Genomic DNA, 21,947 nt, shown 5'->3' with positions numbered 1-21,947 from the left:
ACACGCTGCGGCTCACATCATGCGCCGCAGCGTGTCGTCTCGACGGAAATAGTGATGCCAGAGCGCGGCGAGCGCGTGCAGACCAATGACCCAGTAGAACGCGTTGCCGATCGTCTCGTGAATGTCCTTGATCGAGCGGCGCGTCGCGTCATCTTGTCCAATGAACTGCGGCAGTGCAATATCGAGCCCCGGAATCGTGAGCACGTGACCACCGGCGTTCAGCGTCAGGTAGCCCAGCACCGGCTGCGCGAACATGAACACGTATAGCAGCAGGTGCACCAGCGACGACCCCGTTCTCACGAACCACGCCTGATCGGGCGGCGCAGGCGGCGCGCCCTTCACAACACGCCACAGCAGGCGCGGCACCGCCAGCACCAATGCCAAGACCCCCGCCCACTCGTGAATCACCATCGACAGCGCGCGCGGCGCACTGCCGCGCGGCAAGTAGCCTTTCGTAATCACAGCGGCATAGGCAATCACGATCAGCAGCGCAACCGCCCAATGAAAAAAAATAGCGGGCGGCGTATAGCGCTCCAACGGCGTGAGCGCGGCGAGCGAACGGCGAGCCGGATCGGATTTGATCGCTTTATCCATCTTCGGGGGACTCCTCTTCTGAGTACGGCGAAATCATTATCACTTTGCACCTGTTACGCGAAAAGGGCGCAATTGTTACTTCAAGTTTCTGATCCAGATTAAGAATCCTCCTCCACACCGACGGGCAATCCATGCCGAAAATACGCCTCGCATGTCGCTCGACCGGGCCAGACGTCCACATTGTCAACATTGCCCGGTCATACCGAATGAACCTCCTTGGCCGGCCCTCACACGGCCGGCCTTAAGCCCCGCTCGCGGGGCTTTCTTTTTTGAAGCGATCCGCTGTCCGACTTTCCGGTCCGACATGCACAGCCAACACCACTCCCGAGCCGTCTCGCTGCGTAGCAACATTCGCTGCGCACATCGGTGAGGCAAGCCTATCGCTAGGACATTGCCAAAGGTGTGTGAACTATCCGAGAAAAATCGCGCCCGAAGGGAATAGCGGCGAATTCTCGATCGTGCTTCAGACATATCTGAACAAAACGATCGGACGCCGCCGCAAAGTGTTGCGCCAACCCCTCATTGCGCTGGTCAGGGCTCGACCTCCGGGTCGATAATGCCCATCAAAACCATGGAGGACACAACATGCGAACGGTCTCGTTGCCAAACGGAGAGGCGGTGCCCGTGCTGGGCCAGGGCACCTGGATGATGGGTGAAAAGCCGGAGCGTCGGCGCGAGGAAATTGCGGCACTGCGTCACGGCGTCTCGCTGGGCATGACGCTTGTCGACACGGCCGAGATGTATGGCGAAGGTGCCACCGAACGGCTGGTCGGCGAAGCGCTTGACGGCCTTCGCGATCAGGTCTTCCTCGTGAGTAAGGTTTATCCGCACAATGCCTCGCGGCGCGGCGTCGTCGAGGCATGCGAGCGTAGTCTCGAGCGCTTGCGCACGGATCGCCTCGATCTCTATCTGCTGCATTGGCGCGGGACAGTGCCGCTCGAAGACACCATCGAAGGCTTCGAGGCGTTACGCGCCGCCGGCAAGATTCGCCATTGGGGCGTGAGCAACTTCGACACCGACGACATGGACGAACTGTTCGATGCGCCCGGCGGCGATGCCTGCGTGACGAATCAAGTGCTGTACAACCTATCGCGACGCGTGCCGGAGTACGACCTGCTGCCGTGGCTAGCCGAACGCGGCCTGCCGGTAATGGCGTATTCGCCCATCGAGCAGGGGCGCTTACCGACCAGCGGCATTCTTGGCGATATCGCCCGCACGAGAAACGTCACGCCGCTACAGGTCGCGTTGGCGTGGGTGTTGCATCGCCCGGGCGTCATTGCCATTCCCAAGGCAAGCTCCGAAGCGCACGTCACCGCCAATCGTGCCGCGCACGACATCGTGCTCAGCCCCGACGAGCTCTCTGCCCTCGACCACCATTTCGAAGCACCGTCGCGCAAGCGCCCGCTCGAAATGATCTGAGGGGTCTGCGCTATTTTTGACGAACGCCGGGCGCTTCTGCCCGGCGCAGTACACTAGCCGCTTTCGCGCTTTCGCATATTCGCAGGACTGCTTCATGAACGATTCACGTCCGGTTGTCGTCATCGGCGGCGGCCTGGTCGGCGTGTGTACCGCCGCCTATCTTCAACGTGCTGGCCTGCCTGTAGTGATTGTCGATCGGCAGTCGGCGCGGCAAGCGGCGTCGCTGGGGAATGCTGGCTGTATCAACGGCTCCTCCGTCGTTCCCATCGCCATGCCCGGCGTGCTCTGGCAAGTGCCCGGCTGGCTGCTGCAACCGGATGGACCGCTGGTGTTGCGTTGGTCCTATCTTCCGCGCATGGTCCCGTGGCTGACGCGATTTGTCGCCGCCAGCCAGCCCGCACGGGTAAGCGCACAAGCGCGCGCATTACGCGCGTTGCTCGGCCCCGCGCTCGATGCTTATCAACCCCTGTTAGACGATGCCGACGCGAACGATCTCGTGACGCGGCGCGGCTATCTCATTGCCTACTCGAGCGAGAGCGGCATGCAGGGCGACGAAGGCGGCATGGCGCTTCGTCGTGAGAACGGCGTGCAAATCGAGACGCTCGATGGCGCTGCGCTGCGTGACTTTGAACCCACGCTGTCGAGCGATTTCGTCGGTGCGCGCTATATCAGCGAAACGGGCCACACGTTGGACCCGGGTGCCTTGCTGGCGCGGCTGACGGCGCAAGTCGTTGCACGCGGCGGGCGCATTGTCGACACGGCCGCTACGGCCATCGAGACCAACGGTGCCCAGGTGGTCGCGGTGCACACCGCAGCGGGTCGCGAGGAAGCCCGCGCCGTCGTGGTGGCAGCGGGCGCGTGGTCTGCCCCGTTTGTCCGGCAGTTGGGCGACAGCATCGTGTTCGACACCGAGCGCGGCTATCACGTGGAGATACCGGCACCGGCCGAAATGCCGACGCGTCCCGTCATGTGGGCAGAAGGCAAACTCTTTGCCACGCCGATGAACGGTCGTTTGCGGGGAGCGGGGACAGTGGAACTGGCGGGCCTGCAAGCACCGCCGAACTGGTGTCGAGCCGACCTGTTGCTGCGCCAGTTGCACAAGATGTTTCCGGGGGCGGTCGCGGGAGAAAAATCGACGCAATCGGTCGATGGCGCGCGTTGGCAGGGTTTCCGGCCCAGCACGCCCGACTCTCTGCCTGTGCTGGGTGCCGCGTCGAAAGTGCCGAATGCGTTCTATGCCTTCGGACATGGCCACGTCGGCCTGACGGCGGCCGCATCGACCGGTCGCACCGTAGCGGCGCTCGTCGCGGGAGAGCGGCCGATGCTCGACCTCTCCCCCTTCTCGATTGGGCGCTTCCGCTAGACGAATCAGGCCGCCTTCACACCATCACGACTTCCAGACCGACGCCACGATGTCGCACGAGCGCAGGCGCAAGGCCGGATCGTAGACATCGGTGACGAGCATGAGCTCGTCGGCTTGCGTGCGTTCGACCAACTCGGTGAGCCCAGCCTTCACGCGCTCGGGGCCACCGACCACCGACACGCCAAGGAAGGCCTCCACCGAATGTTGCTCGGCCGGGTCCCAACGGGCGTCCATGTCGTTCACCGGCGGTTGTAGCTTCAAGCTCTGCCCGCGCATGAGCGCCAAAATCTTCTGCTGCGCAGAGGTTGAGAGGAACGCCGCTTCTTCATCCGTCGGCGCGGCCACCACGGGTGCGCCGATCATCACGTACGGCTTATCGAGCACTGCCGACGGGCGGAACAGTTCGCGATACATCCGCAGCGCATCGAACAGGAAGCGCGGCGCAAAGTGCGATGCAAACGCGTACGGCAGGCCCAAATGCGCGGCAAGCTGTGCCGAGAACAGCGACGAGCCCAACAGCCACACGGGAATATCGCTCCCCGCACCGGGTGTCGCGACAAGCCGCTGCCCCGGTTGCGCGGGCGCAAGCAGTGCGCGCAATTCTGCGACTTGCTCGGGGAAATCGTCACCGTTCGACAAGCGGTCACGGCGCAAGGCACGCATGGTCGCCTGATCGGCGCCCGGGGCGCGGCCCAGGCCCAGATCGATACGGCCCGGATACAGCGCGGCGAGCGTGCCGAAGTTCTCGGCCACGACCATCGGCGGGTGATTCGGCAGCATGATGCCGCCCGAGCCCACGCGAATACGCGACGTCTTGCCAGCGACATGGCCGATCAGCAAAGCCGTCGCTGAACTGGCGATGCCGTCCATGTTGTGATGCTCGGCCAGCCAGAACCGGTTGAAACCCAACCGCTCCACATGCTGCGCCAATTCGGTAGATTGCTTCAGGGCTTCGGCCACCGTGCCGCCGGCACGCACCGGCACCAGATCCAGCATCGAGAGGGCCGTTTTCGACAAACTGCTCATGGGGGTCTCCATTCACGTGACGTGTCCGATAAACGCAACCGGCAACACGCACGGCTTGTCGCATCGGGTGACACGCACTATCGGCTCAAAGTATAGTGACGAAGGGCCAAAATCCCCAGTAGGCACCTTTCAGTTGAATAGTCACCATTTGGTTACCATGGGCAAGTCCGAACCCTTCGTTTTCGAAGAAACCTGCGTCCCGCGCCGCGTGCTGGAGTTGTTCAGCGTCAAGTGGACGAGCATGGTGCTGTACGCGTTGCAGTGCGGCACCACTCGCACGGGCGAGTTGCAGCGCCGCCTGCCTGGCATTTCCAAGAAGATGCTCACGCAGACTTTGCGCGAACTGGAGCGCGACGGGCTCATCCACCGCGAGGTGTACGCCGTGGTGCCGCCCAAGGTGGAATACTCGCTCACGCCGCTGGGCGAGCTATTCATCGAGCCCATCGAGATGCTTTACCGCTGGGGCAACCAGCATGCCGACGTACTGGCCCAATTGAGCCTGCGACGCGGCAAACCGACGCAGCCCGACGAGGTTTAACCCTGCTGCCGCCGCACCTCGGCCCGTCACGGCACCACGCCCCCTCCCGCGCGTAGGCGTTCGCCGCCAACGCTTCCGATCATCGCCCCACCGACGGTTGCCGATTTCACAGTTATCTGAGACAGTGGCTTTGTTGCACCGCAAACAACGTAGCGGCTGCAACCGTACTCTCGTTCCGAACCACGCGGCCGGTGCCGATCGGCGCAGTGCCGCATCGCCGAGGGATCATGCCACGCGCATCACGAGCCAGTACCCCGTCGCCCCTGCCCATCGACCTTGCCCTGCAAGGCGGTGGCGCGCACGGCGCATTCACTTGGGGCGTTCTCGATCGCCTGCTCGAAGAGACCACCCACACCCCAACCCTACGCATTGAAGGCATTTCCGGCACCTCAGCCGGTGCGATGAACGCGGCTGTGCTTGCCTCGGGCTTCGTGCGCGGCGGCCCCGACGCCGCGCGTGGCGCACTTGAGCAATTCTGGCGCGACGTGTCGCACGCTGGCCGTTTCAGTCCACTGCGCCGCACGCCGCTCGACGTCGTGCTTGGGCGCTGGTCGCTCGACAATTCGCCGTTCTTCGTGCTCTTCGATCTGGCGGCACGCGTCGTGTCGCCCTACGACCTCGCCCCGTTGGAATACAACCCGCTGCGGCGTCTGCTGGCCGATCACATCGACTTCGACGCAATTGCCGAGTGTCCGATCCAGCTGTTCATCACGGCAACCAACGTGCGCACCGGACGCGGACGTGTTTTTCGTAACGCGGAGATCACCTCCGACGTGTTGCTCGCCTCCGCCTGCCTGCCCATGCTCTACCGCGCCATCGAGATCGACGGCGAGCCGTATTGGGACGGCGGTTATGCCGGGAATCCGACCATTACGCCGCTTGTGCGCGAAACCGTCTCGCGCGACACCATCCTCGTGCAGGTCAATCCTGTCGAGCGTGCGGAAGTGCCCCGCTCCGCACGCGAGATTCTCAACCGCGTGAACGAAGTCTCCTTCAACGCCACGTTGCTCAAAGAGTTACGCATGATCGCCGTGTTACGCCAAGTGGTCGACGCGGGCACCGCAGAGGGCCGCCGCTGGGCGCAGATGCGCATTCACCGAATTGCGAGCGACATGATGACCACGCTCGGCTACTCGTCCAAGCTCTCTGCCGAATGGGACTTTCTCGTCATGCTTCGCGACGAGGGCCGTCGTTGCGCCGAGGCCTTCCTCGATCAACACGGCACCGACCTCGGGCAACGCTCGTCGCTCGATCTCGACACGCTCATGGAGTCGATCTGAATGGAGCTCGCCGGCATTCTCATCGGTCTGGTCCTGCTCGTTTGGCTGGCCTATCGCGGCTGGAGCGTGTTGCTGCTGGCACCCGCGGCTGCCATGCTTGCCGCAGCGCTCTCGGGCGAACCCGTGCTCGCACACTGGACCCAAACGTTCATGCAGAACGCAGCGCGCTTCATCGCGCAGTTCTTCCCGCTGTTTCTGCTCGGGGCACTCTTCGGCAAGTTGATGGAAGACAGCGGTGCGGTGCGCGCCATTGCGGCCTTTCTCACCGATAAGTTGGGCGCACGGCGCGCGATGTTCGCCGTGGTCCTCGGCGGGGCCCTCGTCACCTACGGCGGAGTGAGCCTCTTCGTGGCGTTCTTCGTGCTGGCGCCGATGGCACACGCGCTCTTTCGCGAGGCCAACATTCCGGTGCGATTGATGCCTGCGGCCATTGCCTTAGGCACCTCGACTTTCACCATGTCCGCCATGCCGGGCACCCCCGCCATACAGAACGCCATTCCGATGCCGTTCTTCGGCACGACCCCATTCGCTGCGCCTGGGCTCGGATTGATGGCCTCGGCCATCATGCTGGCTGTCGGCCTGTGGTGGCTGACGTGGCGCGAGTCGCAGGCGCGCCGCGCGGGTCATGGCTATGCCGACGACGAGGTGTGGGATAAGCGCGCCGACCCCACCGTCGTGCGCGAGCGCGCTAGCGTCGCCCGCGAGTTCGATCCGGCGGAAATCGAGCAAGGGCATCGCAGCGATGCACTACCGGGCATTTTCACCGCCGCGCTGCCGCTCGTGGTCGTCATCGCAGGCAACTTCGTGATGAACGTGCTGGTGTTCCCCCGCCTCGATGCCAGCTTTCTATCGGAACCGCGATGGGGCGGCATCACATTGCAGAGCGTGGCTGGCGTGTGGGGCGTGTGCGTCGCGCTGGCGAGCGCCATTCTCGTGCTGATCGTGTTGCAGTGGCGACGCCTGCCTGCGCTGCGCAAGACGATGGACGCCGGTGCCAACGCCTCTGTCCTCCCGATCATGTGTACGGCGAGCCTCGTCGGCTACGGCGGCGTCATCGCCGCCTTGCCGGGCTTCGAGTTGGTCCGCGACTGGGTCCTGTCCATCGACGGCGGTCCGCTCGTGTCGCTTGCGCTCTCGGCGAACTTGCTAGCCGCCATCACCGGCTCGGCGTCTGGCGGCCTGACCATTGCGCTCGACGCACTCGGCCCGGCGTATGTGAGCCTCGCGGCGCAACACGGCATCGATCCGGCGCTCATGCACCGCGTCGCCGTCATGGCGTCGGGCACGCTCGACAGCCTGCCGCACAACGGTGCCGTGGTCACGCTTCTCGCCGTGTGCGGCAGCACGCATCGCGAGAGCTATCTCGACATCGTGATGACCAGCATCGTGAGCGCACTGATCGCGCTGGTCGCGGTGATTGTGGTCGGCTCGCTCGTCGGGTCGTTCTGATCGAATTCTCGGGAAGCAAAGCAAAAGGGCCAGCGAATCGCTGGCCCTTCGTCACATCGGTTCGTCACCGAACGCTGCAAGCTTAACGGTCGAGCAGACGGCCGAGTCGCATCATCGTGACGTTCACACCCAGGTGACGCATCGACGGCTGCACGATCACGCAGTTGTCGTACGGCGTGACGATGACTTCATCGCCATCGCGGGCGATTTCGGTACCGGCCTTCTCGATCACTTCCAGCCCCGTGAACGGCTGCGAGAAGCGGAAGTCCATCGAGCGCGCGACGACCGGCTGCGTGATTTCCACAAACTTCTGCTTGGCCGGTTTGGCTTGCGTGAGGAACGGGGCCACGTCGGCTTCTGCCACGACACCCGCGTGCAACAGGAAACGCGCGGCCGAGTCGAGCGCCACGTCGCGTGCGCTCTTGGCGAAATGCTGGCCGGTTTCGATGAGCAGCGCGTTCTTCGGGCTGGCCGCATCGCCAAAGCCGCCATAGTCGCGCATGCGCGTGCCGTTGGCGTGGCCCTTGTCGATAATCACATGCTCCGGCGTGCCGAGTTCCGCAGCCAGGGCAATCGCCTTCTCCAGCGGGCCCGTCATCATCAGCGGTGCCGACGCTTCGTGCATCGAGTGGATGTCGAGCAGCAGGTCGACGGTATCGATAAACGGACGCATCGCGCGGGCACGTGCCAACTCGCGGCTCTGACGCTCGCCGTCGAGCGCCGACGGCGTCCAAACGCGGTTCATGTCTTCATCGAGAAAACGCGTTGCATCGGCGTTCTCTGCGCTGAACTGCTCGTAGGCATCGATATTGCCGAAGCCCAGCGACAGGCGGCCTTCGACCGGGCGCAGGCCCGAGGCGAGCAGCGTATCGACGGCGATGGCACCGCTCACTTCGTTGCCGTGCGTGAGCGCGAGAATCATCACGTGCTTGCCGGGCTTGCCGCTATCGAACGTGTGCAGATAGTCGATACCGGTGTTGCCTTCGCGCCAGCGGGTGATGTCGGGGAACGAGACTTCGATGGGGTACGCCGGCAGAGCGGCGCGGATGGCTTCGAGCGTGGTCATGAAAAAACTCCACAAAGGGATGCCGAAAAAGACCGACGACGCCGCCACAGGGGAGGCGGCAGGCGTCGTCGTTGCGGCGTAAATCAGTGCAAAAGACTTAGGCGGCCTTCGAGGCGCGCGAGGCACGATGCGGAATACCGGCGATCTTGCCGGCACGCACGCGGCGGCCCAACGCGATCACGGCGCTGATACTCAGCACGGCCGTGGCCATCACATAGAAGCTCGGGGCGAGCTTGCTGTGGGTAGCGTCGATGAGCCACGTGACGATCAGCGGTGCAAAACCGCCGAACAACGTCACCGAGAAGTTGTACGACAGCGCCAGACCGGTACCGCGCGTGCTCGTCGGGAAGATATCGGCGAGCAGTGCGGGCAGCGGCGCGAGGCTAACGGCGATCAACAGACCCACGAGCGCCTGCACCATGAGCAGCGTCTGGAACGTCGGGTACAGGTTGAGCAGCACGAACAGCGGATAAGTCGTCGCACCGACGAGAATCAGCGCGATCAACATCACGCGAATGCGCCCGAACCGATCCGACAGGTGGCCGACGACGGGTGCGGCGAGCATCAGCATCAGGCCGGTCACGACGGCACCGACAAACGACGACGTCGCCGGAATGTGCAGTTGCTTGACCGCGTACGTCGGCATGTAGAGCTTGTGCACGTAGTTGAACGCGGTGGCTGCGGCGACGACACCGGCGCCGAGCAGCATATTGGCGCGATCGCGGCCGAACACTTCGCGCAGCGGCGACTTTTCGCGTTGCTTCTCGCCCAGCTTCTTGAAGTCGGCCGTCTCGTCGATATTGCGGCGGATATACAAGCCAACCGGCCCAATCAGAAGACCCACGGCGAAGGCAACACGCCAGCCCCATGCGCTCAGTTGATCGGCGGTGAGCAGCATGCTGAGCAGCGCGGACACACCGGCGGCGAGCACCGTGGCCAGCCCTTGCGTCGACATCTGCCAGCTGGCGAAGAAACCACGGCGCTTGGCGTCGGCGTGCTCGACCATGAAGGCCGTGGCGGCACCGAATTCACCGCCCGTCGAGAAGCCTTGCAGCATACGGGCGACGATGATGATCAACGGCGAGGCGATGCCGATTTGCGCGTACGTCGGCGCAAACGCGATCATGGCGGTGCCGAGCATCATCAGGGCGATGGAGACCGTCAGCGAGGCTTTACGGCCAGCGCGGTCAGCGTAGCTGCCAAGGATGATCGAGCCCAGCGGGCGCGTGACGAACGAGATACCGAACGTGCCCACGGAGAGCAGCAGCGAAGTCGTCGCGTCGTGGGAAGGGAAGAACAACTGGCCGATCACGATGGCGAAGTAGCCATAGATCAGCAGGTCGTAGAACTCGAGTGCGTTGCCGATACTCGCGGCGCAGATTTCACGCCACGGGTTGTGGGGCGCCGGGGTGGCGGCGCGGGAATTGCTGGTCATGCCCTGCTCCTCTGGGTCCGCTGGCGTTGGGGATAATGTGTGGCGTTCAAGTGCGAATCGCACGCGCACGCCGAGCCAGTCTCAGGAAGCGGAGTGTAGGCGGCATAAAAACGGGCTTCGTGCCGTTTCGGCACGCAAATGTGCTGATTGGGCGGCGAGGGCCGGCGAGGTGATGCAAAACAATGAACTCCGTCACGGAACAATGAACTCCGTAACAGGATTTCGTGCCTGCCGGCCCAATAATCGCTAAGAATTTCACCCACGCGGCGCGCGCGGACACCGCGAGCCGGTCAGATCAGGTCGATGTGAGCCTCACGCCGCGCCTGCCACAAAATTCAACGGCCTACGGTCCTCAGTGATCGCTCGCAGAAGGTGGCGTTGGGCCTACTTGTGTTGGAGGCAAATCCGTGCGCAAGGACGGCGAGCGCAGCAAAGGGCGTCCGAATTGCTGACTGAATTTCCTTAATAGGTTTCGTCACCAGAACTGCAGGAATATCGCCTTCGGATCGGATCTTGTCATATCGAAGCGCGCTCATTGCTTAAGACCTAATTCGGCGTGACCGAGTAACCATCACCGACCTTCTATGGCGTTTCAGAGCGCTCGCTGTCGATGTCGACAATCACTCGATTTTTATCGAACACCACTATTGGAAGAGGCTGCGGAGCGGTTGGACGAGCCGGTCGAACTCGAATATCTCGCGCCGAGTCTGCCTTCCGCGGTGCGGGTGCTAGCTTCCGAGCATGCATGCATTGGATCGTTCCCTTGAGCCCCAGCGTGCTCCGATCTAATCGGCGTCTGGCCTCGCGTTGATGACGAGCTGTCAGTCGCCTTATCCGACCGCACGGATCCGGTACTTCCGGTACGGCACCGAATCATCAATGTTATTTCGTCCCCGGAGGCAGCGTCGCGGCCACATTCGCCGAGCGCCGTTCGCCCAATGTGATCAGCAGGTCGACATCCGCCTCGCAAGACTCTCCGTTTCTTCTTTGCGCGCCAAGGTCCGTACAACGTCGCTCACCATCATGTCCACAGTTGCTGACTCCATTTGGTAGCTCGCGGCAAAGCTCCAGGCGTGCGAATACCCCGTGTGACGCCTTTCGCCAACAGTAATCATCGAAGCGACCGCTCCCTCATCCGCGTGTGATTCGCTCGGACATTGCCATAAGGGTTTCCACGCAATGGGATTATTTTTGACACGCCGGTACAGTTCTGTTGTTGCATAGGTAGATCAATGTTTCATAGGTAGGACAGAGTAATGCAATCGGAACGTCGAGAGCCGAATGCATCGCAATCCCCGCGAGACCGAACCAAGCGTACTTTTGCGGCTGATCGAAGGGGGGCGATGCGAATTTCTCGACCGAATGAGAAACCGAAGTTAGATGGCCAGCTTATGAGTGAATTTGACGTCAAGCACGCCGTCCCCGGGTTAGCCCGTGGGTTGCACCTGCTTTGCCAATTTAGCCGCGAAGAAAGTTCGCTCGCCGCCGCGGAACTGGCGCGCCGGCTGCAACTACCGCGATCAACTGTGTTTCGTCTTTTGTCTACTTTAGAGTCACTCGGCTTTGTCGAACGTACCGATCACGGTCGATACCGTTTGGGAACTGCGGTTCTGAGGCTTGGTTTTGAGTACCTCGCCTCTTTGGAGCTAACCGAGTTGGGAATTCCCATTCTGGACAAGCTCCGAAACCAGATTCGCCTCTCTTGCAATCTTGTCGTCAGAGACGGAAGGTTCATCGTTGCTGTGGCGAAGTCTGTAGCTGAAACGCCCTTCATAAGTTCGGTAAACGTGGGGGCGAGACTCCCTGCACATGCGACTGTTCTCGGACGAATATTGCTGCAGGATTTGACGTGGGAAGAGCTCACTGAACTCTACCCGGAGCGCGACCTGGAGACGTATTCCAGTAGTACGCCTCGAAATACACAGCAGCTATTTGAGATGGTCAAGCACGACCGAGATCGGGGCTACGTCGTTGCGGAGGGCTTCTTCGAGGCACGAATCACTACCATTGCCGCGCCCGTTCGAGGGCGACATGGTGCGTTAGTTGCTGCAATGGGCGTCACCGTTCCCGCAATGCAACTCACCCCAACGGACCTGACATCAATATCCGAAAAGGTTCGAATCGCCGCGAACCAGCTCTCTGCGCTGCTCGACTATCGTCCCGCCACAGAACTCGAATCGAATGTTAACCAGCCTGCATTACTGCCGAGGTGATCCGCAGATCAATGGAAATCACTCCAAATGAAGAGGCGAAAATGACAGCAATCAAGGCAATCAATCACTTCAACAATCAAGCATCCCATGTGATCGGAGCGCTTTTTTGCGTTGCGGTTGGCATTGGGGTTCCGTCGCTTGCACATGCACAAGAGCGCGTTGGCACCGGGCAACCTATTGATCTTTGCGCCAATCTTAAGAGCTCCCCCAGCACTGCGGCGCCAGTCACGATTCGATATGGCTTGACGGGCGGCGGGGAAGAGCCACTCGCGCTGCTATGGGCCGATAAATCCCAATTTCCAAATAACGGCAAGGTTTACTCACTGGAGCCTAAGTTATTCGGCGCCAATGATCGGATGACGGCGGTGCAAGCCGGACAACTGGATGCTGGATCCATCAGCCTCACCGCATTAGTCACTGCGATCCGATTTGGTGTCGATCTGAAGGCTGTGGCCTCTCTGGTAGAGACCAACGAACATGACAACCAGGGCGCATTTGTAGTCCTGAAAGACAGTGGCATAACGTCAGCGTCGCAATTTGGTGGCAAGAAAATTGGCTTTTACGGCCCCAATACGATTAGCGAATATTGGATCAAGAGCGCGATTCGCCGCTCCGGTGTATCAACAAGCGGTCCGCAATATGTCGCTCTTCCGCCTCCGGCACAAGAGCAGGCGCTTCGGAATAAGCAGATTGATGTTGCATGGCTTTCCCGTCAATTTCTTGCCAAAGCGGAAAAGAAAGGGGGAATTAACGTGCTTCTTCGCCCGATCCAAGCCACAGGGCTTCCTCACCCCAGTACGGTCGTGTTCTTCACTCAGAAATTCGTGAAGGAGCATCCTGCCGCGTACTGCGCGTGGCGGGCAGACTACCAGAAGGCACTCTCGCTCTGGGCGGAGAAACGAGATCAGTTGTATCCCAGCTTGATCGCCGCGAAGTATGTGACGCCGAACGCAGCAGACGCAGGCGCAGACGGCGGGCGAGCGAAAGAGGGACGCATCGACATCAAAGAAGTTCAGGCCACTATTGACGACATGGTGAGTTCGGGATTCCTTCCGCCGTCCCGGGTTGTCAAGGCAGAAGAGACCGTCCTTAGGGGATACGCGCTACAGAAGTAAGTGCCCCAGACGCCACAAGTCAACAACGTCGCCTTTAGACGTCACGCGAATGCTAGAAATCAAATCCATTGTAAAAAAGTACAAGCGCAAAGGGCATGTGTTCCACGCGCTTGGTCCTGTAGACCTAACGATCAAGCAGGGGGAGTTCATCACCATTCTTGGCCCGAGTGGGTGCGGGAAGACGACGTTGCTGCACATCCTAGGGGGATTTGATCAGGCGACATCAGGCGGAATTCAGGTCAACGGCCGTCCGATCGATGGGCCGACGCGTAAGGTGGGCATGGTGTTTCAAGAGGCGACTCTTTTCCCGTGGAAAACCGTCCTCCAAAACATCGCTTGGCCCATCGAGCAGACTGGGGCGTCAAAAGGTGAGGCACTGGAAGCGGCGACGGAGTACTTGGATAAGGTGGGGTTGCATCGATTTGGTAAGGCATACCCATCCGAGCTCTCCGGCGGGATGCGGCAACGTGCGGCGCTTGCCCGAACGTTGGCGATGAAGCCTGAGGTGCTGCTGATGGACGAACCTTTCGGTGCTCTCGACGCGCAAACACGTGAGGAAATGCAAGAGGAACTAACTCGGGTATGGCAAACGTCGGGGCTCACAGTCGTATTTATCACTCACGATATTCCCGAAGCGATTTTCCTCGGTGACCGGGTCGTCGTTCTAGGGGGCAAGCCTGGGACCGTAATCGAAGATTGCCGAATCGAACTGCCCCGCCCGAGAAACGCCGAAACGAAGATGGATCCCAAAGTACTTGAATATCGCGCACATCTCGGAAATCTCGTGCGCCACGCGGCCACCAACTGACTGGAGTCCGCGATGAAGAAGAGAATTCAACGGAAAACAAACGAGCTGTGGGGCGTAACGTTCGGCTTCATTGCGTTTCTCCTGATCAGTTGGGAGTTCGCGAGTCGGCGACTCGGTGCCCCCGAATATCTCCTAGGTCCTTGGGAAATTGTTGGGGCCACTTTCTCAAGCATTACGCAGACAGATGTGCTGGAGCAATCGGGGCAAAGCCTAGCGCGGATTTTCACGGGTTTCCTGATCGGCAGCTCGATTGGCGTTCTCCTGGGCCTGCTTTCGGGGGTGTCACGCGGAGTGAGAGATTTCTTTGATGTCCCTCAATCGTTCCTGCATGCGGTACCCAAGATTTCGCTATTCCCGGCGATTGCTCTGTGGTTGGGGTTTTCGGACGCTTCGCGAATTCTTGTGATTGCGCTGAGCTGCTTCTTTCCAGCGTATCTCAGTTCCATGAGCGGCGCTCTCGGGATGAATCCAAGGTACCTATGGCTTGCCAAGAACAACGAGATTGGGCGAATCAAGACGTTCACACAAGTCGTTTTGCCCGCCAGCCTTCCTCGTACGATGGTCGGGTTGAGAATCAGCTTGATGGTGGGATTCATCCTTATGGTTTCAACGGAGGTTGTTGGGCATGCGTCCGGTGTAGGGGCAGCAGTGATGCTTTCCTACCAAGACGGTGATTACCGAAATATGTACTCGGGAATATTGATAATTGCCTTAATGGGATTCTTTTCAAACCTCGCTCTCACGAGGCTCTCCAACTGGCTTTGTCGCGGCCACAACCTTGATTTTGGGGCGTAAATCGTGCCGAGTTTTAATAGAGGAGTCATCAAGGTCGCGGGGTTGGCAGCGGTTGTTGTTGCCTGGCAGGTGGTTGCAATAGCGAGTGATAGTCGGATGCTCCCCGGTGTAGGGGCAATCCTCACACAGCTCTTCGAACTGCTGCGGAGCAACGAGCTACTCACAAACGCACAGGCGACACTAACAAAAGGTTTTGCCGGCCTGACGTGCGCGATTATGGCGGGTTCCGTCGCTGGTATAGCGTGCGCTCGAAATAAGGTGATCGATGCTGCTCTTCACCCCTTAGTGTCGGTGCTATATCCAATTCCAAAATTGTCACTATATCCGGTAGTAATCCTAATTTTTGGATTAGGAGCATCTTCAAAAATTGTGCAGGTTTCGATGGAGTGCTTTTTCCCGATATTCGTCCAGATGTATGCGGGAGCAAGAGCCGTACCGAGAAACATGATGTGGTTGGCGGCAAACAATGAGGTTGGGCATCTGCGCTTAGTGACGGACGTGTTACTGCCGTCCATGCTGCCCTACTTGCTCACAGGCGTTCGTGTTGCTACGCCGATCATGCTGATCGTGATGTGCGTCACTGAGTTTGTAGGAGAGTCGCAGGGACTTGGATACTTGATCGTGCGATTTTCCTCCTACTTTGACGCGGCGTCCGCGTTTGCCGTCGTGCTGTTCTTTGGCCTACTAGGTCTTGCAGCGGACCGCCTAATTGTTTATGCGAGATCACGCCTGGTGTTCTGGGAATCAGGCGCGAATATTTGATTTTGAAGGAGATGAAATGAGCACGAAAAATCATGATGTTGTTATTGTCGGCGCCGGGTTGGCGGGGCTGTCGACTGCAGTATTCCTCGCACTCAACGGCGTTCGGCCATTGGTGATTGAACGCAACGCGACGACATCAATCCTGCCGAAGGCGCGCGGACAGAATCCGATCACGATGGAAGCAATGCGAGTGGCCGGAATTACAGAGGCGATTTATGCGGCTAAGCCCCCTGGCAAGCCGGGTATTACCTCCATGGTCTCCGAGAGCTTAACTGGACGAATTATTTACGATCATGTCGCTCACCGACCAGACTTCTCGAAGTTCTCTCCGGAACGCCCTGGAATGGCGAGTCAGGCGCGAGCTGAGGAAGCGCTGCTTCAACGTGCAAGTGAATTGGGCGTGGAGATCAGATTCAATTGCTCATGCGAAGAGATTCGAGAGCTTGCTGATGAGGTCCAGATGAAGCTGAAGGATCTCGTCTCCCAGACTGACTATGCAATTACCGCCAAGTATGTCGTCGCTGCCGATGGTATTCGAGGCGGAATTGCGCCGCAGGTTGGGATCGGTTCACACGGCGTTGGACACCTCAAGGCCGTCACCGCAGTACGTTTTACCGCTGACCTTTCAAAATGGTGCGGCGACAATGCTATGACGATTCACTACGTCAAGAATGAGGGCCTGCCTGACGGTTCCGGGATTCTTGTGAGCACAGACTATGAGAATCAGTGGGTTGGGAACTTTTCGGCGGATCCGTCTCGGTCCGAAGAGACGACGCGAGAGCTGATCAAGATTCTTGTCGGAGTGCCGGATCTTCAGTTCGAGATCACGGGTGAACAAACGTTCAACTACTCGCATCGGATCGCCGATCAGCTTAGCACCAAGCGAGTGTTCCTCACGGGCGATGCAGCCCACGTAATGCCGCCGACGGGCGGCCAAGGTGGCAATACGGCCATGCAGGATGGCTACTATCTGGGATGGAAGCTCGCCTACGTTGTGCGAGGGCTCGCAGGCCCTAGCCTTCTCCAAACATATAACACCGAGCGGGCTCCATACGCCGAGATCGTTTGCACATGGCAAGCCGCCAACCTCGCGGAACGCCGAGACATGAAGAATCTCGCCACGCTAATCGGTGAGCCGATTGACCACGCGAAAATGATGTTTGGATATGTCTGCGCAGAAGGGGCATTCGTGCGCTCGTCTAACGATAAGGTCCTGCCGAATAAGGACCCGTTTGATGATCCAGCAGATCCGTCGGGTGTTCCTGGCTCCCGTATTCCATATGTGAATCTAGTCGCAGGTGGCGCGGAAATTAATACCCGACGTGTACTTGGCTCACACTTCCAAATCTACACAGAATCAGAGGACTTCGCGAGCGCGGCAGGAGCCGTCGCTGAGGCACTGGGCGTTCCGCAAAACGTGACGATTGTTGAATCGACAAAACCTCTTCGCACCTCCGAGTCTGTATTGGTTCGCCCCGACGGAATTATCGCCTGGAGAGGTGGGGACGCTGGCGAGCTAAAAGCGGCCTATCAGAAAATCTTGGCCGTCAACTGAGGCGCGCCCGCTATGTCCAAGATATTGGTTACCGGCGCCGATGGCCGGGTTGGTCATCAAGTGACGCGACACCTCGCTTCCCGGGGCGCGGAAATTCGCTTGCATTTCCAAGGGGCTCCAGCGGCGACTACTCGCGAGCAATACGAAACGGTCAGTGGCGATTATGGCGACTTGGAAGCGATGTCCCGCGCTTTTGACGGTGTCGAAAGCGCATTTCTGTATGCGCCCGACAGTCGCATTAGCGCAGCGCTGTTCAAAGCTGCAAAAGCGCGAGGCGTAACCAAAGTCGTGCTTCTTTCTTCCGCATCCGTAGTAAAGGCTCCGCCAGGGAACAATCCAATCGTTGAGCGGCATCGAACTGCCGAAATCGAAGTTGCATCGGCTGGCCTCGATTGGACGTTCATTCGCCCGGACATTCTGGCCTCGAACTGCCTTCAATGGGCTGATTCGATAAAGCGGAGTGGGTCTGTATTCACGCCATTCCCTCATTCTCTCAGGAGTCCGATTCATGAGTCAGATGTTGGATTGGCAATCTCCGTTGCCTTGTTTGACGCCAGGACCAATCAACAGGCGTTCAACATTACGGGACTGAGTCTGATCTCAATTAGGGAGCAGGTGGAGAGCATCGCAAAGTATCTCGGACGCTCGATCAAATGCGTTGAAATTTCCGATAGTGAGGCGGTCCAGCAAATGGCAGAGACGGCACCAAATCTGACGTTGGAGGCACGTCAGAAGCTAGTCGACTACTTGAGAAAGTGTGTCGATACGCCGCCACCGCTGACCGAGGATTTTGAGCGGCTGGTTGGACATTCGCCTCGACATTTCGACGAGTGGGTTTCGGACAACATTATGTCCTTTAGTGGCTCACCGAGATAGCCGGACGGCAAGCCTGGGCGGCAGGTTCGCTCGGGCATGTCATCAAGTGGCGACCCAATTGGAGAACTAAAAAAAACATGTAAGCAGAATCCGCCGCGGCCCTCCCCGTTCCACCTCAAAGAAGAGGAACTTCCGTCCTATGGCAGATGCGAGGCTGCAAGGATGGGCGCGTTCGCCCTCGCTACGGATAAATCCAATGAAAATTACACACCCGCTTGTACTCGGAGCGCTTATGGTATCCGCATCTTCCGCTATCGCGCAATCGAGCGTTCAAATGTACGGAATAGTGGATGCGATGGTCTATAAGAAGCAGTACGCCGGAGACGCAAGCTCCACAGCCCAGGTGTCGAGCGGAGGACTGAATACGTCGTTTTGGGGAATGCGCGGTAAGGAGGATCTTGGCGGAGGACTAAGTGCGTTGTTTGAACTCACGTCGTTCTTTCGCGTAAATTCCGGCGCTTCTGGTCGGTACGATACCGACCCACTTTTTTCAAGATCTAGCTGGGTCGGGCTTCAATCGCAATGGGGCACAGTGCGCATCGGGCGACAAAGCTCGCTGGCGTTCTTCAATACGGGCAGATTCAGTGCGTTCGGAACCTCGCTAAATTTTAGCCCGAGCTTCTTACAAAACTATCAGTCCAGTGCAACGCAACCGTTGATAACAGGAAGCGGTGCCGCCGACTCGGTCTGGAATAACGTATTTAGTTATACGACGCCCAACATAGTGGGATTTACGGGCGCGGCCTACTACGCGCCGAAGGATTCAACATCTTCCGGTCAACGTATGGGGGCCAGTCTGCTGTACGCGAACGGGGGATTTGCAGCCGGGGCCGTTTTTGAGAGCATCAAAAGTATGTCTCTGAACTACGCGAAGCCACCTGGCAGTCTGATAATGAACGAATCTCAACTGTGGAACGTCGGCGCGTCATATGACTTCAGAATCGTGAAGCTCTTCGCCCAGGCCACCGGGACACAACTGAGCAATCCGACCACTAGAGCTGACTTCCTAACCTACAATGTCGGAGCATCGATTCCCATTGGACCCGGACATGTATTGCTGTCATACGGGGTCGAGTCAAAAGAGCAGACGCGTCTTCCCGACGCTCATCGAAAGACGTTGGTGGCGGCGTACGACTACAGTCTCTCGAAGCGAACTGATCTTTATGCGGCGGTGATACACGATCGGGCCACGGCTATGTCAAGCGGCACCGGCTTTGCCACGGGGGTACGCCACCGCTTTTAAGACATGTTGAGCGTGCGGCCGTGCGGCAAGCGCTTGCCGCAGGTCGTGTGCACGAAATAACCAGGGCGAATTGCTGCACGTTGAGTCGGCCGTCTTCCGAACAAGGGCCGGAAACAACTCGACGTGCCCCCCCCAATTGTCAGCACCACTTGGCTTTAATACTTGTTTCGCCGTTTGATTCCAGACGTGGCTTGCTGGTGTTAGTCCGTAGAATGATCCTCGGACGTTCGTGGTCATGTTCTTGCCGCTAGGCTTCGATCACCACCTTGAAATGCAACAGGCTAGTGGGCCAGTGCTCGTTCAAGCACTCGTCACGGAAGCGCGTCTTAACGAACGAGATCCGATGGGTGACGTGCACGGATGGCTTCAGCGGATAGGAGAGATGTCGTAACCACCTCGCGAACCATACGGGAAGCGGCCGGCTGGACTATCCTTGGGGGGTAGAGCACCATCTCCCAAGGCGGTCATCACATGGCAATAGATCAAAAAATGCGTCTTCTCGGCAATTTCATGCCGATGGGTTTTCACACTTTTGAGCGCAACGGGCAATGCTATATTCCGTTGACGTGCATTCCCTATGAATGGTCCGAGATCCTCCCTCGGTGGCTGCTGTTACAGCCTGGCCGCCTCGAACATGACTCGCCGGACTGTGATCTCATGGAAATCGAGCCCGGCGACAGCAGCGCAGGTATGGCGTTGACAGAGAACGCATGGGGCGACTTCATCTGTTGGATGTCAAGTGTCGCTCGTGAACGCCTGGTCGATCTCGAGGCAAGAGCTTATAACGGGGAACACATCGGACCGCTATGAGCCCGGGAGATACGCACCAGCGCATACTTTACAGGTCTGTCACTTTGATGTGAGTTTGCTCCCAGTACTACGGCTTGTGCTATCGCCATGCCCCATCGACTAAGTCAGCAGCATGCAGGAAATTGCAAGCTAGGAACTCAGTTCCGAAACACTCGAAAAAAGGAAAGCCATGCACAAGGTGACGCCTCGACCGCTTGCCTGAGAGCGCCAAGGCTCATCACGGTCTATATCGGGATGGTAAACCGGGTCGGTGCCCAAGAATAAGTTGGGGAAACTTGCACGCAACCATCTTTCAGGAAAGTCCTGATGAATGTGAGTACTGATTGTCTTTGCATGCGGACAACGCCTCCCCTTGTACTGAGCATAGACAAACTCCACTCCGACTTCATACTTCCTTGCCTCCACCAGTTGTCCGAGACCGACATCCATGGCTCGATCGCGATAAAGCATATATCGGGCGAACTGCGCGTATCGCAACACCATCGGATGGTCGACATGCTCATGCAGATATGGCAGCGCCAATCCCGACGATAGAACTTTATGCGGCGCGGCAAAAAAGCTCTCCAGCCCCCTCACGAAAAGCAATGGCTCTCCGTGGACAAAACAAGCACAGATGCCGCCCAGTTGGTGGTCTCGTCGCCACCAAGAAAAACCATGTTCGCGCACATCCCCTGTGGCGCAACTCGCGCAAAACTTGGCGATGTTCATGTCCGGTCCGTCAATCAATCCACGAAACTTTAAAGTACTTCTCCGAACAGCGCCTGCGTCGTCTTCTGAATGTCCATCGAGGCCCTCCCATTCCAGCCCTCTACGCGCAGGAATAAGCGTGTGTTTTTCGATGTAATCGCTCAAAGTTATGTTCGTTCGGTGCGCAACGAACTCGACATGCTGCAGACCAAAATGCGGCTCGGTATAGCCCATGCCAGATCGTCGCAACCATCGTTGAAAATCGTTAAGCGATGCAAATCCGCCAAAAAATCTTGAAAACCGGCCAGCATGGCCGAGCCCGATTTCATCATTCATTGGGTCGACGGCAATCAATTTTTACCTCCTGGACGACTCACTTTTTCGCGGAAACGCCCTCAAACTTCGAATGACCCTGGCTATCGCAGATGCGTGGGCCTCTGATCCGTCCCACACGTCCGCCAACGCCTGCATCAAGGTGTCGTTGGTTCGAGGACTCCGACGACGCGCGTCGGGGGAGATGCGGTCGGCAAACAAGAGCAGCGCATCGAAACTCTCCGTCCGCCGGGTTACCTTCCCAGAGAATATTCGACTCACTTGGGATTGAGAAATCCCGAACCTCGCTGCGATTTCCGTCTGCGTCATCCCAGCACGCCGCAGTTTCTGCCCAATTTTGATTCCAATTGAAGAATTATCTTCGCTCATTTTTATTCCATTATGTGCATAACAGCATAGTACAAAATTCCTTTCTTCCTTGATGTTTTTCGTTGACGGCCTATATTCGTCAGAAGGGAAGAGCGAAGATCAGGAAAACACCCACCTTGCCGCCGTACGTGTCCAGCGATAGCAAGGTTCGTGCGTCAACTGAGACGACTGCTGTGGGGAAGACAGCGATGAATCATCGAATAGCGACATA

Annotated in this window: 20 protein-coding genes; 14 read left to right on the top strand and 6 right to left on the bottom strand. The window is 58.8% G+C overall.

Translation table 11 applies throughout. From position 1 onward, the window contains the following. Positions 1 to 12: 12 nt before the first annotated feature. The gene (locus PPN31114_RS14110) at positions 13 to 594 is read right to left on the bottom strand and encodes a cytochrome b (protein ID WP_150680085.1); all 582 of its coding nucleotides are present in this window, start codon (positions 592 to 594) and stop codon (positions 13 to 15) included. A gap of 585 nt (positions 595 to 1,179) precedes the next feature. Between PPN31114_RS14110 and PPN31114_RS14105 the strand changes: the two genes are divergently transcribed. Further along, positions 1,180 to 2,013, top strand: coding sequence for an aldo/keto reductase (locus PPN31114_RS14105; RefSeq protein ID WP_150680084.1), 834 nt, complete (start codon positions 1,180 to 1,182; stop codon positions 2,011 to 2,013). 94 nt (positions 2,014 to 2,107) lie between these two features. Beyond that, positions 2,108 to 3,376, top strand: a complete 1,269-nt coding sequence (locus tag PPN31114_RS14100; protein ID WP_150680083.1) for an NAD(P)/FAD-dependent oxidoreductase — start codon at positions 2,108 to 2,110, stop codon at positions 3,374 to 3,376. A gap of 24 nt (positions 3,377 to 3,400) precedes the next feature. Here PPN31114_RS14100 and PPN31114_RS14095 read toward each other — a convergent pair whose 3' ends face one another. Beyond that, a complete protein-coding gene (locus tag PPN31114_RS14095) occupies positions 3,401 to 4,402 on the bottom strand; it encodes an LLM class flavin-dependent oxidoreductase (RefSeq protein ID WP_150680082.1) in 1,002 nt (333 codons plus the stop codon). A 157-nt stretch (positions 4,403 to 4,559) separates the two neighbouring features. Here PPN31114_RS14095 and PPN31114_RS14090 point away from each other — a divergent pair, with 157 nt between their 5' ends. The 3 genes from PPN31114_RS14090 to PPN31114_RS26185 all read left to right on the top strand — a co-directional run bounded on the left by PPN31114_RS14090 (position 4,560) and on the right by PPN31114_RS26185 (position 7,669). Further along, entirely contained in the window at positions 4,560 to 4,940 is a 381-nt protein-coding gene (locus tag PPN31114_RS14090) for a winged helix-turn-helix transcriptional regulator (protein ID WP_150680081.1), read from the top strand. A gap of 227 nt (positions 4,941 to 5,167) precedes the next feature. Further along, positions 5,168 to 6,220 carry a patatin-like phospholipase family protein gene (locus PPN31114_RS26190; protein WP_174988035.1) on the top strand — a complete coding sequence of 351 codons (1,053 nt, stop codon included), beginning with the start codon at positions 5,168 to 5,170 and terminating at the stop codon, positions 6,218 to 6,220. Further along, positions 6,221 to 7,669, top strand: coding sequence for a GntP family permease (locus PPN31114_RS26185; protein WP_174988032.1), 1,449 nt, complete (start codon positions 6,221 to 6,223; stop codon positions 7,667 to 7,669). An 82-nt stretch (positions 7,670 to 7,751) separates the two neighbouring features. Here PPN31114_RS26185 and PPN31114_RS14080 read toward each other — a convergent pair whose 3' ends face one another. Together PPN31114_RS14080 and PPN31114_RS14075 are read right to left on the bottom strand one after the other, a co-directional pair. Then, positions 7,752 to 8,735: a M14 family metallopeptidase gene (locus PPN31114_RS14080; protein ID WP_150680080.1), complete on the bottom strand. Its 984-nt coding sequence runs from the start codon at positions 8,733 to 8,735 to the stop codon at positions 7,752 to 7,754. A 97-nt stretch (positions 8,736 to 8,832) separates the two neighbouring features. Further along, a complete protein-coding gene (locus PPN31114_RS14075) occupies positions 8,833 to 10,170 on the bottom strand; it encodes an MFS transporter (protein ID WP_150680079.1) in 1,338 nt (445 codons plus the stop codon). Positions 10,171 to 11,561: 1,391 nt separating this feature from the next. Here PPN31114_RS14075 and PPN31114_RS14070 point away from each other — a divergent pair. From PPN31114_RS14070 to PPN31114_RS14030, 9 genes are all read left to right on the top strand, one after another. Further along, on the top strand, positions 11,562 to 12,383 hold the full coding sequence (locus PPN31114_RS14070; RefSeq protein ID WP_246182542.1) for an IclR family transcriptional regulator: 822 nt from the start codon (positions 11,562 to 11,564) through the stop codon (positions 12,381 to 12,383). Between the two features lie 11 nt (positions 12,384 to 12,394). Further along, a complete protein-coding gene (locus PPN31114_RS14065) occupies positions 12,395 to 13,498 on the top strand; it encodes an ABC transporter substrate-binding protein (protein ID WP_150680077.1) in 1,104 nt (367 codons plus the stop codon). A 49-nt stretch (positions 13,499 to 13,547) separates the two neighbouring features. After that, positions 13,548 to 14,306 (top strand): ABC transporter ATP-binding protein, encoded by a 759-nt coding sequence (locus PPN31114_RS14060; RefSeq protein WP_150680076.1) that lies wholly within the window; start codon positions 13,548 to 13,550, stop codon positions 14,304 to 14,306. Between the two features lie 12 nt (positions 14,307 to 14,318). Continuing rightward, a complete protein-coding gene (locus tag PPN31114_RS14055; RefSeq protein ID WP_150680075.1) occupies positions 14,319 to 15,101 on the top strand; it encodes an ABC transporter permease in 783 nt (260 codons plus the stop codon). Positions 15,102 to 15,104: 3 nt separating this feature from the next. Next, positions 15,105 to 15,863, top strand: a complete 759-nt coding sequence (locus PPN31114_RS14050) for an ABC transporter permease (protein ID WP_150680074.1) — start codon at positions 15,105 to 15,107, stop codon at positions 15,861 to 15,863. A gap of 16 nt (positions 15,864 to 15,879) precedes the next feature. Then, entirely contained in the window at positions 15,880 to 17,418 is a 1,539-nt protein-coding gene (locus PPN31114_RS14045; protein ID WP_174988029.1) for an FAD-dependent monooxygenase, read from the top strand. Between the two features lie 12 nt (positions 17,419 to 17,430). Continuing rightward, the gene (locus tag PPN31114_RS14040) at positions 17,431 to 18,294 is read left to right on the top strand and encodes an SDR family oxidoreductase (RefSeq protein WP_150680072.1); all 864 of its coding nucleotides are present in this window, start codon (positions 17,431 to 17,433) and stop codon (positions 18,292 to 18,294) included. A 196-nt stretch (positions 18,295 to 18,490) separates the two neighbouring features. After that, positions 18,491 to 19,537: a porin gene (locus PPN31114_RS14035; protein ID WP_174988026.1), complete on the top strand. Its 1,047-nt coding sequence runs from the start codon at positions 18,491 to 18,493 to the stop codon at positions 19,535 to 19,537. Positions 19,538 to 20,008: 471 nt separating this feature from the next. Beyond that, a complete protein-coding gene (locus PPN31114_RS14030; protein WP_150680070.1) occupies positions 20,009 to 20,347 on the top strand; it encodes a hypothetical protein in 339 nt (112 codons plus the stop codon). A gap of 129 nt (positions 20,348 to 20,476) precedes the next feature. On the opposite strand, the gene PPN31114_RS14025 is transcribed toward PPN31114_RS14030, so the two are convergent. Both PPN31114_RS14025 and PPN31114_RS26625 read right to left on the bottom strand, forming a co-directional pair. Further along, positions 20,477 to 21,388: a TniQ family protein gene (locus PPN31114_RS14025; RefSeq protein WP_150680069.1), complete on the bottom strand. Its 912-nt coding sequence runs from the start codon at positions 21,386 to 21,388 to the stop codon at positions 20,477 to 20,479. A gap of 3 nt (positions 21,389 to 21,391) precedes the next feature. After that, entirely contained in the window at positions 21,392 to 21,736 is a 345-nt protein-coding gene (locus PPN31114_RS26625) for a helix-turn-helix domain-containing protein (protein WP_150680068.1), read from the bottom strand. Positions 21,737 to 21,947 lie beyond the last annotated feature (211 nt).

The sequence above is a fragment of the Pandoraea pneumonica genome (assembly GCF_902459645.1).
GTDB classification, from domain to species: Bacteria; Pseudomonadota; Gammaproteobacteria; order Burkholderiales; family Burkholderiaceae; genus Pandoraea; species Pandoraea pneumonica.
The sequence above is the reverse complement of the archived record's forward strand: the minus strand, read 5'-3'. Positions and strand labels throughout refer to the sequence as shown.

Bases quoted from the DNA above. Each gene is read 5' to 3' on its own strand.
- PPN31114_RS14095 (WP_150680082.1), bottom strand. From the start codon at position 4,402: ATGAGCAGTTTGTCGAAAACGGCCCTCTCGATGCTGGATCTGGTGCCG.
- PPN31114_RS26625 (WP_150680068.1), bottom strand. From the start codon at position 21,736: ATGAGCGAAGATAATTCTTCAATTGGAATCAAAATTGGGCAGAAACTG.
- PPN31114_RS14070 (WP_246182542.1), top strand. From the start codon at position 11,562: ATGAGTGAATTTGACGTCAAGCACGCCGTCCCCGGGTTAGCCCGTGGG.
- PPN31114_RS14030 (WP_150680070.1), top strand. From the start codon at position 20,009: ATGGCAATAGATCAAAAAATGCGTCTTCTCGGCAATTTCATGCCGATG.
- PPN31114_RS14090 (WP_150680081.1), top strand. From the start codon at position 4,560: ATGGGCAAGTCCGAACCCTTCGTTTTCGAAGAAACCTGCGTCCCGCGC.
- PPN31114_RS26190 (WP_174988035.1), top strand. From the start codon at position 5,168: ATGCCACGCGCATCACGAGCCAGTACCCCGTCGCCCCTGCCCATCGAC.
- PPN31114_RS14045 (WP_174988029.1), top strand. From the start codon at position 15,880: ATGAGCACGAAAAATCATGATGTTGTTATTGTCGGCGCCGGGTTGGCG.
- PPN31114_RS14035 (WP_174988026.1), top strand. From the start codon at position 18,491: ATGAAAATTACACACCCGCTTGTACTCGGAGCGCTTATGGTATCCGCA.
- PPN31114_RS14105 (WP_150680084.1), top strand. From the start codon at position 1,180: ATGCGAACGGTCTCGTTGCCAAACGGAGAGGCGGTGCCCGTGCTGGGC.
- PPN31114_RS14100 (WP_150680083.1), top strand. From the start codon at position 2,108: ATGAACGATTCACGTCCGGTTGTCGTCATCGGCGGCGGCCTGGTCGGC.
- PPN31114_RS14080 (WP_150680080.1), bottom strand. From the start codon at position 8,735: ATGACCACGCTCGAAGCCATCCGCGCCGCTCTGCCGGCGTACCCCATC.
- PPN31114_RS14065 (WP_150680077.1), top strand. From the start codon at position 12,395: ATGGAAATCACTCCAAATGAAGAGGCGAAAATGACAGCAATCAAGGCA.
- PPN31114_RS14110 (WP_150680085.1), bottom strand. From the start codon at position 594: ATGGATAAAGCGATCAAATCCGATCCGGCTCGCCGTTCGCTCGCCGCG.
- PPN31114_RS26185 (WP_174988032.1), top strand. From the start codon at position 6,221: ATGGAGCTCGCCGGCATTCTCATCGGTCTGGTCCTGCTCGTTTGGCTG.
- PPN31114_RS14075 (WP_150680079.1), bottom strand. From the start codon at position 10,170: ATGACCAGCAATTCCCGCGCCGCCACCCCGGCGCCCCACAACCCGTGG.
- PPN31114_RS14060 (WP_150680076.1), top strand. From the start codon at position 13,548: ATGCTAGAAATCAAATCCATTGTAAAAAAGTACAAGCGCAAAGGGCAT.
- PPN31114_RS14055 (WP_150680075.1), top strand. From the start codon at position 14,319: ATGAAGAAGAGAATTCAACGGAAAACAAACGAGCTGTGGGGCGTAACG.
- PPN31114_RS14040 (WP_150680072.1), top strand. From the start codon at position 17,431: ATGTCCAAGATATTGGTTACCGGCGCCGATGGCCGGGTTGGTCATCAA.